The sequence below is a fragment of the Xanthobacter nonsaccharivorans genome (assembly GCF_043194755.2).
Lineage (GTDB): Bacteria > Pseudomonadota > Alphaproteobacteria > Rhizobiales > Xanthobacteraceae > Xanthobacter > Xanthobacter autotrophicus_G.
The window spans coordinates 431,491-443,302 of the sequence record NZ_CM195526.1; the positions used below are offsets into that span (position 1 = coordinate 431,491).

Consider the following 11,812-nt stretch of genomic DNA (forward strand, 5'->3'; position numbering starts at 1 on the left):
GCATCCTTTGCCGACGGCATCGGGATGAAAGCGCGTTCATCCCTGTTCATCCGCGCGCGCTGCTGGCATGATGGCGCCATGAATCGCAAGGCGAAGGCGACCCTTCAGGACGTGGCGCGGCTGGCCGGTGTCTCCACCGCCACCGTCTCGCGCGCCCTGTCGCAGCCGGACCTGGTGCAGCAGGAGACGCTGGAGCGGGTGCGCGACGCCATCGCCCGGCTCAACTACGTGCCCGGCGGCGCCGCCCGGGCGCTGGCCTCCGGCCGCACGCTGACCATCGGCGCGGTGGTGCCCACCCTCGACCATGCCATCTTCGCCCGCGCCATCCAGGCCATGCAGACCGAGCTGGCGGAGAACGGCTACCAGCTGCTGGTCGCCGCGCACGATTATGCCCCGGCGCTGGAGGCGGCGGCGGTGCGGGCCATGCTGGCGCGCGGGGTCGATGCCCTCATGGTGGTGGGCGCGGACCATCTGGAGGAGACGTGGTCGCTCCTCACCGCCGCGGCCGTGCCGGTGGTGCTCAGCTGGTCGTTCGATCCGCGCCTGCCCTCCATCGGCTTCGACAATGAGAAGGCGGGGCGCCTGATCGCCGATCATCTGCTGGACCTCGGCCATCGCCGCTTCGGCATGATCTCCGGCTTCGTCCATGCCAACGACCGCGCCCGCGCCCGCGTCGCCGGGGTGCGCGGCGCGCTGGCGGCCCGCGGGCTCGATCTCGCCTCCTCCTGCGTGGTGGAGGCGCCCTTCACGCTGGCCGGCGGCCGCGCCGGGCTCGCCGAGCTGCTCGCCCGGGCGGAGCCGCCCACCGCCATCGTCTGCGGCAACGATCTCCTGGCGGCCGGCGCTTTGTTCGAGGCGCAGGCGAGCGGGCTGGCGGTGCCCGAGGCCGTCTCCATCGGCGGCATCGACAATCTGGAGATCGCCGCGCACCTCACCCCGCCGCTCACCACCGTGCACCTGCCCACCACGGAGCTCGGGCGCACGGTGGCGCGCCATCTGCTCGCCCGCCTGAAGGGAGAGGCGCAGCCCCAGCGGATGGAGCTGCCCATCGAGCTCGTGGTCCGCCGCTCCGCCGCCGCCCCCGCTCTCGCCGCCGCCTGCGCCTGAGCGGTGGGCCCGCCGTTGGCCCTCGCGCGCGGTTGCGGGCAGGACGAAAGCAAAACTATCTTCTGAAGCAACCGTCATCCCGGTTTCGCCCGCGCGCCGGACGCGGCACTCTGGCTCGCCCGCGCGTCCGCACCGCGTTTCCGGCAGGGGAGCGCCCCCGGTGCCGGATGCTCCGCGTCCGCGCCGGGGACTTTGCCAAGGACCTGCCATGCTTCTCGATCCCACCGCCGCCGGCCTGTTCCCCATCGCCCCCACCCCCTTCACGCCGGACGGGCGGATCGACGACGCATCGGTGGACACGCTGATCGCGCGCTATCTCGAGGCCGGGGCCACCGGCATCACCGTGCTCGGCATCATGGGCGAGGCACCGAAGCTGGAGCCGGAGGAATCGCTGGCCATCACCGCCCGCTTCATCGCCGGCTTCGGCAAGCTGCCGGTGATCGTCGGCGTCTCGGCGCCGGGGCTCGCCGCCATGCGCTGGCTGGCGCGCGCCGCCATGGACAAGGGGGCGGCCGGCGTGATGATCGCCCCGCCGCCAAGCCTGCGCACGGACGACCAGATCACCGGCTACTATCGCCAGGCCATCGAGGCCATCGGCGCCGACATCCCCTTCGTGATCCAGGATTATCCGCTCACCCTCACGGTGCAGATGACGCCGAAGGTGATCCGCCAGATCGTCGAGGAGAACCCCTCCTGCGTGATGCTGAAGCACGAGGACTGGCCGGGGCTGGAGAAGATCTCGGCGCTGCGTGCCTTCCAGAGGGAAGGCTCCATGCGGCCCATCTCCATCCTCACCGGCAACGGCGGGCTGTTCCTCGACTTCGAGATGGAGCGCGGGGCCGACGGCGCCATGACCGGCTATGCCTTCCCGGAGATGCTGGCGGACGTGGTGCGCCTCTCGAAGGCGGGCCGGCGCGAGGAGGCCCATGACCTCTTCGACGCCCATCTGCCGCTGCTGCGCTATGAGCAGCAGCAGGGGGTCGGCCTCGCCGTGCGCAAATATGTGCTGATGAAGCGCGGCTTCATCGCCTCCGACGCCCAGCGCAAGCCCGGCTCGGCGCTCACCCCGGCGGCGCGGGCGGAGGTGGACTATCTCCTTGCCCGGCTTGCGGCCCGGGACGCGCGCGCCCGCCTCGCCGCCTGAGCGGAGCTCGGCGGGCGGACCCCCGGGACGCACCCCGCGTCCCGGCCACGGCCCGCCGCGCCAACCCCCGGCGCGTTACTGCACCAGCGGGCAATTGCCCTGGGAGAGGGGGCGGAAGGCCTCCGCCGCCGGAATGGTGGCGAGAGTCTCGTAGAGGTCCCATTCGCCCTTCGACTGCTCCGGCGCCTTCACCCGGAACAGGAACATGTCATGCACCGCGCGCCCGTCGACGCGCACCTCGCCCTTGCCGAACAGGGCATCGTCGATGGGCTGGGCGCGCATCCTGGCGAGCACGGTCGTCGTGTCCTTGGTGCCGGCCGCCTCCACCGCCTTCAGATAGTGTAGGATGGAGGAATAGACGCCGGCGTGGACCTGGGTGGGCATCTTGCCGCCGAAGGCCGCCGCGAAGCGCTTCGAGAAGGCGCGGCTCGCCTCGTCGCGGTCCCAGTAGAAGGCCTCGGTCAGCACCAGCCCCTGCGCCAGCTTCAGGCCGAGGGCGTGGATGTCGGTGATGAAGGTGAACAGGCCGGCGATGGACTGGCCGCCCTGCACGATGCCGAATTCGGAGGCCTGCTTGATGGCGTTCACCATGTCCTCGCCGCCGCTGGCGAGGCCCACCACCTTGGCGCCGGAGGTCTGGGCGCGCAGCAGGTAGGAGGAGAAGTCGCTGGTGCCGAGGGGATGCTTGGCCGAGCCGAGCACCTGCCCGCCGGCGGCCTTCACCACGGCGGCGGTGTCGCGCTCCATGGTCTGGCCGGAGACCTGGTCGACGGCGATGAAGAACCAGCTGCGGCCCCCGCGCTCCACCATGGCCCGGCCGGTGCCGTTGGCATTGGCCCAGGTGTCGTAGGTCCAGTGGATGGTGTTGGGCGTGCACTTCGATCCGGTGAGGTCGGCGGTGGCGGCGCCGGCATTCAGCTGGATCTTGTTCTTGTCCTTCACGATCTGGCTCACCGCCAGCGCGACCGGGGAGCCGGTGACGTCGGCGATCACGTCCACCCCGTCCTGGTCGATCCAGGAGCGGGCGACGACCGAGCCGATGTCCGCCTTGTTCTGGTGGTTGCCGGACAGGATGTCGACGGTGATGCCCTTCTGCGCCGCCTTGAAATCCTCCACCGCCATCCGTGCGGCCACCACCGATCCGGGGCCGGCTAGATCGGAATAGGGGCCGGACATGTCGCTGAGGACACCGATCCTCACCCGGGTTTCGGCCCCGGCGGCTCCGGTCCAGACGGCCAGGCCGGCCACAAGGCCGTAAAGGCACGCGCGCGTGCCGGTGCGCGCGCCCATCAAAGCGCCCATCATTGTTTCCTCCCTGATCGCGCCGGTTGCTGTTGTTCTCGGCGTCGATATATATCAATCACATGATATAAATTATGTCTAGCTATTGTCATTTAAGTCGGCGCCCCTAGGCTGCACGGCCCGGCGCCGTGCGGCGGCGCCGGGCGCATGAGGGGAGGGGCCGATGGCGGGAGTGAAGGTACAGGTCGGGGAGGTGACCACCTTCGCCAAGACGGTGGGCGAGAGCGACATCTATCTGTTCGCGGGCATCACCGGGGATTTCGCCCCGAACCACATCAACCAGGCCTTCATGGCGCGCTCGCGCTTCGGGCGCATCCAGGCGCATGGGGCGCTGATCGTGGGCTTCATGTCCACGGTGGCGGGCATGGTGGCCATCCGCACCAGCGCCCCGCCGGAAATCGCCGTTTCCGTGGGCTACGACCGCATCCGCTTCACCGCGCCGGTGTTCGTGGGCGACACGATCACGGTGACGTACCGCATCGTCGGGGTGGAGGAGGCGCGCCGCCGGGCCACCGCGGACATCGAGGTGACCAACGAGGATGGGACGCTGGTGGCCGTGGCGCGGCACATTCTGGGCTGGATCGACGAAGCTGGCTGAGCGGGCCGCTGCGGGCTTTCCCATGGCGGGTGATCGCGCGGCGTCGCAATCACCCGCCGGCACCATGCAGCAAAGGATTGACAAGAAAATTGGCCAGCCATAAGGTGCCGGAAAATATAACAATGCATTTATATATTATGGAAGGTGGGTGCAGGAGGGGAACCGGTCCATCCGCCACCGCCCGGGTGCCGGAGGCGGCCGGGTGGAGCCCTTGCGAACCGCGCCCCGCCTCCACCGGGATGAACGCGAACGCGCGTGCCGAGCCGCTTCCCTGCAAGCCGGCCGGCGCGTGCTCCAGGTGCTCTTGAGGAAACGGCTGAAGGCTTGCCCATGAACGACCACGCAATCCCCTCCGCCCAGGCCGGCGCCCCGCCTGCCTTCGGCCTCACCCCGGACCAGGCGGCCTTCGCGGAGACCACCCGGCGCTTCGCCGCCGAGGTGCTCGCCACCGGCTATAAGGCGCGCGAGCAGAGCGGCGTCGTGTCGCTGGAACTGCGGCGGCAGATGGGCGCGCTCGGGCTCATCGGCGTCGAGTTCCCCGCGGAATTCGGCGGCCTCGGCGCCGACCACGTGACCTCCGGCGCGGTGCTGGAGGCCATCTGCGAGGGCGACTTCAACGTGGGCTACATCCAGCTCCTGTCGTCCCTCTGCGGGGCCATCGTGGCGCGCCATGCGTCGCCGGAGATCGCGGCGGACATCCTGCCCAAGGTCGTGTCCGGCGACCTGCTTCTCGCCCTCGCCCTCACCGAGCCGCGCGGCGGCTCGGACGCCGCCTCCCTCGCCCTGAAGGCGACGCGCGACGGCGAGACCTACGTGCTCGACGGGGAGAAGACCTCCATCTCCATGGCCGACCAGGCCGACCAGGCGGTGGTCTTCGCCCGCACCGGCACCGTGGAGCAGCGCGCCCACGGCGTCTCGGCCTTCCTGGTGGATCTGACCCTGCCCGGCATCAGCCGCACCCGCTTCACCGACCTCGGCGAGCATGCCATCGGCCGCGGCTCCATCTTCTTCGATCAGGTGCGCGTGCCGGCCACCCATCGCCTCGGGGCGGAGGGATCGGGCTTCGTGCAGGTGATGCAGGGCTTCGACTTCTCCCGCGCCCTCATCGGCCTGCAATGCCTCGCCATCGCCCGGGTGTCGCTGGCCGAGACCTGGGCCTATGTGCGCGACCGCAAGGCCTTCGGCAAGCCGCTCGCGGACAACCAGGGCGTCACCTTCCCCCTCGCCGAGGCGGAGACCATGGTGGAGGCGGCGCGGCTGCTCTGCTACCGCACCCTGGCGGCCAAGGACGCCGGCGTTCCCCACACCAAGGAGGCCGCCATGTGCAAATGGTGGGCGCCCAAGCTCGCGTTCGAGGTGGTGCACACCTGCCTGCTCATGCACGGCCACGCCGGCTATTCGGTGGAGCTGCCGTTCGAGCAGCGCCTGCGCGACGTGCTGGGCCTGCAGATCGGCGACGGCACCGCGCAGATCATGAAGATGATCATCGCCCGCGAGGCGCTGAAAGCCGTTTCCCAGTGAACCGCCTCACCTGAACCGACAAGGCGAAAAAGCCACCGCCGAGGAAGCGCCCATGACCTTCGATTTGACCGCGAGCGCGCGCCGCGACGCCATGATCTCGTCCGGCCTGTGGCGGGACGAGACGCTGCTCGACTTCTTCCGCCGCCATGTGGCGGCGCACCCCGAGAAGTGTGCCGTCATCGCCCACCGGGCGGATACGGGCGCGGAGACGCGCCTCACCTATGCCGAGCTCGACGCCGTGTCCGACCGGCTCGCCATCGGCCTCGCCCGCCTCGGGGTGCAGGACGGGGACGTGGTGTCCTTCCAGCTGCCCAACTGGTGGCAGGTGCCGGTGCTGCACCTCGCCTGCCTGAAGCTGGGCGCGGTGTCGAACCCGCTCATGGCCATCTTCCGCGAGCGGGAGCTGACCTTCATGCTGGGCCTCGCCGCCGCGCAGGTGCTCATCGTGCCGGCGCGCTTCCGCAACGTGGACCATCGCGCCATCGCCTTGAACGTGAAGGCGCAGCTGCCCTCCCTCGCCCATGTGGTGGTGGTGGACGGGGCGGAGGACGAGGCCTTCGACCGCCTCCTCGTCGCCGACGTGCGCGACGAGGAGCGCGCCGCCCTCGCCGCGCGCCGGCTCTCGCCGGATGCGGTGATCGAGCTGCTCTACACCTCCGGCACCACGGGCGAGCCGAAGGGGGTGAGCCACACCTCCAACACCATGCTCGCCAACCTCGTCCCCTTCGCCGACCGCCTCCACCTCGGGGCGGGCGACGTGATCCACATGCCCTCGCCCATGGCCCACCAGCTGGGCTTCATGTACGGCCTGGTGCTGCCGCTCATGCTCGGGGCGACGGCGGTGCTGCAGGACATCTTCGTGGCCGAGACCATGGCCCGGCAGATCACCGACGAGGGCGCGACCTTCACCATGGGGGCGACGCCCTTCCTCAACGACCTCGCGGACCACTGCCTCGCCACCGGAACGAAGACCCCGACGCTGCGCGTCTTCGTCTCCGCCGGCGCGCCCATCCCCCGCCCGCTGGTGGCCAAGGCGCGGGAGGCGCTGGGGGCCGCCATCATCTCCGCCTGGGGCATGTCGGAGAACGGCGCCGTCACCACCGCGCGGATCGAGGATCCCGAGGACAAGGTGACGGGCACCGACGGCTGCCCCCTGCCCGGCATGGAGGTGCGGGTGGTGGACCCCGCCGGCACCGTGCTGGAGGCCGGCGAGGAAGGGCAGCTGCAGGTGCGCGGCTGCTCCAACTTCGTGGGCTATCTGAAGCGGCCCGGCCTCGCCCAGATGGATGCCGACGGCTGGTTCGACACCGGCGACATCGCCCGCATGGACGAGGACGGCTATATCCGCATCGCCGGCCGCTCCAAGGACATCATCATCCGCGGCGGCGAGAACATCCCGGTGGTGGAGGTGGAGAACCTGCTGTTCAAGCACCCGGCGGTCTCGGCGGTGGCCATCGTCGGCTATCCCGATCAACGCCTCGGCGAGCGGGCCTGCGCCTTCGTCATCCCCAAGGCGGGCCGCACCCTCTCCTTCCAGGAGATGGTGGACTATCTGAAGGCCCAGCAGATGGCCGTCCAGTACATTCCCGAGCGGCTCGAGGTGGTGGAGGCGCTGCCGCAGACCCCCTCGGGCAAGATCCAGAAGTTCCGCCTGCGCGAGATGGCCCGGCAGAGCGCATGACGAGGGGCCGAGGCCGGCCCCGACGCCTTTCTTCGGAGAAGACCAGATGAGCTACGAGGACATCCTCTACGAGGTGCGGCCGGCGGGCGTCGCCCGCATCACCATCAACCGGCCGGACAAGTACAACGCCTTCCGCGGCCAGACGGTGGAGGAGCTGATCCATGCCTTCCAGACCGCCGGCTGGGACCGCTCCATCGGCGTCATCGTGTTCACCGGGGCGGGCGACAAGGCCTTCTGCACCGGCGGCGACCAGAGCGCCCATGATGGCCAGTACGACGGGCGCGGCACCATCGGCCTGCCCATCGACGAATTGCAGAGCCTGATCCGCGACGTGCCGAAGCCGGTGATCGCGCGGGTGAACGGCTTCGCCATCGGCGGCGGCAACGTGCTCGCCACCGTGTGCGATCTCACCATCGCCTCGGACAAGGCGCAGCTCGGCCAGGTGGGCCCCAAGGTGGGCTCGGTGGATCCCGGCTTCGGCACCGCCTATCTCGCCCGCATCGTCGGCGAGAAGAAGGCGCGGGAGATCTGGTACCTGTGCAAGCGCTACACCGCCGCCGAGGCGCTCGCCATGGGCCTCGTCAACGCCGTGGTGCCCCACGAGGAGCTGGATGCCGAGGTGGACCGCTGGTGCGCGGAGCTGATCGAGCGCAGCCCCACGGCGCTGGCGCTGGCCAAGCGCTCCTTCAACGCGGACACGGAGAGCATCCGCGGCATCTCCTCCATGGGGATGGCGGCGCTGAGCCTCTATTACGACACCGACGAATCCAAGGAAGGCGGCGTCGCCTTCCGCGAGAAGCGCAAGCCCGACTTCCGCCGCCATGTGGTGAAGAAGAAGGACTGAGCGCCCGCCCGCTTCGTGCGCAGGGACGGCCTCACGCCTCGCTGAGGCCGTCCCGCAGCCGGTCGAGCAACTGGTAGATCTGCACCTGCTCGGCCTCGCTCAGGGGCTTCAGCGCCTTGGTGTAGAAGGTCTCGATGGCCTCCTGCATCTCGTTCCAGATGCGATTGCCCTCGGCGGTGAGGCGGATGAGGCGGCTGCGGCCATCCTCCGGGTCCTTCACCCGCTCCACCCAGTCGCGGGCCTCCAGGCGGTCGAGCACGGCGGTGAGGTTCTGCCGGCTGAGCATGAGGAAGGCGATGAGGTCCTTCACGCTCATGCCCTTCTCGTGCACCAGCGGCCGCGCCAGGGCGCCCAGCACCGCCCATTGCTGGGTGGTGGCGCCGAACGCGCCGATGGAGCGCGTGCCGTTCTTATGCAGCAGGTTCGAGCATTGGTAGAGCCGGAAGAACAGCCGGTTCGCAACCTCGAACTGGCCGGGCTCAAGGCTCGATCTGCGGCGGGACATGGCGAAACACCTTTCTCTTTCGTCGGTTATGGGGATGGCCCGCGCCGACGCAACATAAATTTATATCAATGAATTGACATAATGAAGCGCCGCCGCATAATGGCGGCACAGATCCGGGAGCATGTGTCGGCCGTGAAAGACTTCGACAATAAAGTGATCGTCATCACCGGCGCCGGTGGTGGTATCGGCGGCGCAACCGCGCGTCGCTTCGCCGTAATGGGCGGCCACGTGGCGGTTCTCGACCGCGATATGGAGGCCGCGCGCCGCACGGTTACGCAGATCGAGGCCGAGGGGGGCGTCGCGCGCGCCTATTCCTGCGACATCACCGATCGCGGCGCCGTCGAGGCGGCCATTTCCGCTGTGGAAACGGAGCTCGGCCCCATCCATGTGCTGGTGAACAATGCGGGCTGGGACGTGTTCCGCCCCTTCCTCCAGACCTCGCCGGAGGACTGGGAGCGCCTGATCGCCATCAACCTCACCGGCGCGCTGCACATGCACCATGTGGTGCTGCCGCTGATGGTGGGGCGCAAGGCGGGGCGGGTGGTGAACATCGCCTCCGACGCCGCCCGCGTCGGCTCCAGCGGGGAGGCGGTCTATGCCGCCTGCAAGGCCGCCCTTGTCGCCCTCTCCAAGACCCTGGCGCGCGAGCATGCCCGCGACGGCATCACCTTCAACGTGGTCTGCCCGGGCCCGACCCAGACGGCCCTGTTCGAGGACTACAAGAAGGGCGCCGGCAACGCGGAGAAGCTGGCCGAGGCGTTCCGCCGCTCCATTCCCCTCGGCCGCATCGGTGAGCCGGAGGACCTGCCCGGCGCCATCACCTTCTTCGCCTCCGACGCCGCCGGCTATGTGACGGGGCAGGTGCTGTCCGTCTCCGGCGGCCTCTCCATGGTGGGCTGACCCCCTCGGCGCCGGGTCTTGGCCCGGTGCCGCGCGGGTTCGCCCGGGGAGCCGCGCAGGCTTTCGGCCCAGGAGCCACCCGTCGCCGGCCCGTGCGGGGGCCGGCGACGGGCGCGGGGCTGGCCGCGGCTTTTCCCGCCTTTCCCGATCCGCCGGCGCGCGGTTTTCAACGGAGCTCCCGTGACCCTGCATACCTCTGCCATCGGCGCCGGCCGCCTCACCCTCGCGGTGGAGGGGGCGGTCGCCACCCTCACCCTGGTGCGGGAGCCGGTGAACGCCATCGACGACGCCATGCTCGATGCGCTCTTCGAGGCCTTTGCGCAGGTGGCGGCGGACCCGGCCATCGCCGTGCTGCGCATCCGCAGCGCCGGCAAGCTGTTCTGCGCCGGCGCCGATCTGGCGCTGGTGGGCACGCGCCTCGACAGCCCGGCGGGCGCCGACGACATGGTGCGCACCGTGCGCCGCTTCCATGAGGTCTACGACCGTCTCGCGGCCTTGCCGGCGGTGACGCTGGCGGAGATCGAGGGCCACGCCCTGGGCGGCGGGCTGGAGCTGGCGCTCGCCTGCGACCTCAGGATCGCCGCCCACGAGGCCCGGCTTGGCCTGCCGGAGGCGAAGGTGGGCCTCCTGCCCGGCGCCGGGGGCACCCAGCGCCTCACCCGCCTGTGCGGGCCCGGCGTCGCCGCCCGCATCATCCTCACCGGGGAGCTGGTGGGCGGGGCGGAGGCGGAACGGCTCGGCCTCGTGCAGTGGGCGGTGCCCGCCGCCGAGGTGCGGGGCGCGGCGGATGCGGTCGTCGCCCGCACGGCGGCCCTGTCCGCCGCCGCGATCCGGACGGCGAAGGGCTGCATCGGCCTTGTCGCGGCCCTGCCGGAGGCGGGGGCGCGGGCCGAGATCGACGGCATCGGCGCTCTGATGCGGGAGCCGGACACGCACCGGCGCGTCTCGGCCTTCCTCGGGCGCTGAGGGCGGGTCCCTCCTGCCCACGCGCCGCCCCCGGCGGGATCGCGCGGCCTGGCGACAATCCCGGCCGGGGCTGCCGGCCTCAGTCGAGGCGCGGCTGCTCGGACGTGCCCTTGTCCCCGTCGAAGGGCTTGTCCTCGGTGGAGACCATCACCGATTTCACGTCGAAATGGTCGTTGAAGCTCTCGACGCCGAATTCCCGGCCGATGTCGCTGTCGTCCATGCCGCCCCGGGCCGCCCCGGGGGGAGGCCGGGTCGAGGCGGTGGTGGTCGTTGATCCAGACAATGCCGGCCTTCACCTGCGCCGCCACCCGGCGGGCGTGGTGCACGTCGCGGGTGCGGATGGCGGCGGCAAGGCCACGGGCTGTCGTCGGCGATGGCGAGGGCGTCCTCCTCGGTGTCGAAGGGGATGACGACGGTGAACGGTCCGAGCACCTCCTCGCGGGCGATGCGCATGTGCGGCGCCACGTCGGCGAACACCGTGGGCTCGACGGAGAAGCCGTTCTCGTGGCCCTCGACGATGCGGCGCTGACCACCGGCGACCAGGCGCACGCCGTCGTCATGGCCGGCCTTCACGACGGACAGCACGCGGTCGAGCTGGCGCTGCGACGCCACCGGGCCGAGCTGGGTGCCGGGATCGTGCGGGTCGCCGATGCGGATGGCCTTGGCCTTGGCCTTGGCGGCGAGCCGTTCCACGCATTCATCATGAACGCCGCGCTGGACGATGTGCCGCGCCGCGCAGACGCAGGTCTGGCCGGCGCCGACGAAGGCGCCGAAGGCGGCATAGTTCACCGCCTGCTTCACGTCATGGTCGTCGAACACCATCACCGGCGTCTTGCCGCCCAATTCCAGGGTCTGGTGGCGAACACGCGGGCGGCGGCCGAGCGGCGATGCGCCCGGCCTCGGTGCCGCCGGTGAGCACCAGCTTGTTGATGTCGGGATGCTCGGCGAGGAAGCGGCCGGAGCTGGCGCCCACCCCGTTCATCCCGTTGAACACGCCCGTCGGCAGGCCGTTGTCGGTCATGAGCTGGGCGAGGCGCAGGGTGGTCAAGGGCGTGTATTCGGAAGGTTTCACCACCATGGTGCAGCCGGAGGCGAGCACGGCCGCCAGCGACTTGCACAGGATCATCAGCGGGGGGTGAACGGCGTGCAATTGGCCACCACGCCGATGGGCGTGCGGCGGGTGTAGGTGAGATAGGGTCCCTCCACCGGGATCACGTCGTCGCGCGGCGGCGCGGCCTTCAGCG

General features: G+C 70.4%; 10 protein-coding genes and 1 pseudogene. 8 read left to right on the forward strand and 3 right to left on the reverse strand.

Features of this window, described 5'->3' with window-relative positions; translation table 11 throughout:
* The first annotated feature begins 78 nt into the window (after window positions 1-78).
* Window positions 79-1,107 (forward strand): LacI family DNA-binding transcriptional regulator, encoded by a 1,029-nt coding sequence (locus V5F59_RS01955; RefSeq protein ID WP_393981901.1) that lies wholly within the window; start codon window positions 79-81, stop codon window positions 1,105-1,107.
* 208 nt (window positions 1,108-1,315) lie between these two features.
* Window positions 1,316-2,251: a dihydrodipicolinate synthase family protein gene (locus V5F59_RS01960; protein ID WP_393981903.1), complete on the forward strand. Its 936-nt coding sequence runs from the start codon at window positions 1,316-1,318 to the stop codon at window positions 2,249-2,251.
* A gap of 75 nt (window positions 2,252-2,326) precedes the next feature.
* Here V5F59_RS01960 and V5F59_RS01965 read toward each other — a convergent pair whose 3' ends face one another.
* On the reverse strand, window positions 2,327-3,556 hold the full coding sequence (locus V5F59_RS01965; protein ID WP_393981905.1) for an ABC transporter substrate-binding protein: 1,230 nt from the start codon (window positions 3,554-3,556) through the stop codon (window positions 2,327-2,329).
* A 160-nt stretch (window positions 3,557-3,716) separates the two neighbouring features.
* On the opposite strand from V5F59_RS01965, the gene V5F59_RS01970 reads away from it, so the two are divergent.
* The 4 genes from V5F59_RS01970 (at window position 3,717) to badI (ending at window position 8,197) form a co-directional block, all read left to right on the forward strand.
* Window positions 3,717-4,151: a MaoC family dehydratase gene (locus tag V5F59_RS01970; protein WP_393981907.1), complete on the forward strand. Its 435-nt coding sequence runs from the start codon at window positions 3,717-3,719 to the stop codon at window positions 4,149-4,151.
* A gap of 330 nt (window positions 4,152-4,481) precedes the next feature.
* Window positions 4,482-5,672, forward strand: coding sequence for a cyclohexanecarboxyl-CoA dehydrogenase (gene aliB / locus V5F59_RS01975; RefSeq protein ID WP_393981909.1), 1,191 nt, complete (start codon window positions 4,482-4,484; stop codon window positions 5,670-5,672).
* A 52-nt stretch (window positions 5,673-5,724) separates the two neighbouring features.
* Entirely contained in the window at window positions 5,725-7,353 is a 1,629-nt protein-coding gene (locus V5F59_RS01980; protein ID WP_393981911.1) for a cyclohexanecarboxylate-CoA ligase, read from the forward strand.
* Between the two features lie 46 nt (window positions 7,354-7,399).
* Window positions 7,400-8,197, forward strand: coding sequence for a 2-ketocyclohexanecarboxyl-CoA hydrolase (gene badI / locus V5F59_RS01985; protein ID WP_393981913.1), 798 nt, complete (start codon window positions 7,400-7,402; stop codon window positions 8,195-8,197).
* 31 nt (window positions 8,198-8,228) lie between these two features.
* Here the strand turns inward: badI and V5F59_RS01990 are convergent, their stop codons facing one another.
* Window positions 8,229-8,702, reverse strand: coding sequence for a MarR family winged helix-turn-helix transcriptional regulator (locus tag V5F59_RS01990; protein ID WP_393981915.1), 474 nt, complete (start codon window positions 8,700-8,702; stop codon window positions 8,229-8,231).
* A gap of 132 nt (window positions 8,703-8,834) precedes the next feature.
* On the opposite strand from V5F59_RS01990, the gene V5F59_RS01995 reads away from it, so the two are divergent.
* Together V5F59_RS01995 and V5F59_RS02000 are read left to right on the forward strand one after the other, a co-directional pair.
* Window positions 8,835-9,602 carry a glucose 1-dehydrogenase gene (locus tag V5F59_RS01995; RefSeq protein WP_393981917.1) on the forward strand — a complete coding sequence of 256 codons (768 nt, stop codon included), beginning with the start codon at window positions 8,835-8,837 and terminating at the stop codon, window positions 9,600-9,602.
* A 180-nt stretch (window positions 9,603-9,782) separates the two neighbouring features.
* On the forward strand, window positions 9,783-10,568 hold the full coding sequence (locus V5F59_RS02000) for an enoyl-CoA hydratase/isomerase family protein (protein WP_393981919.1): 786 nt from the start codon (window positions 9,783-9,785) through the stop codon (window positions 10,566-10,568).
* A 79-nt stretch (window positions 10,569-10,647) separates the two neighbouring features.
* On the opposite strand, the pseudogene V5F59_RS02005 reads toward V5F59_RS02000, so the two are convergent.
* Window positions 10,648-11,792 (reverse strand): annotated as a pseudogene (locus V5F59_RS02005) (aldehyde dehydrogenase family protein); the annotation flags it as partial.
* Window positions 11,793-11,812 lie beyond the last annotated feature (20 nt).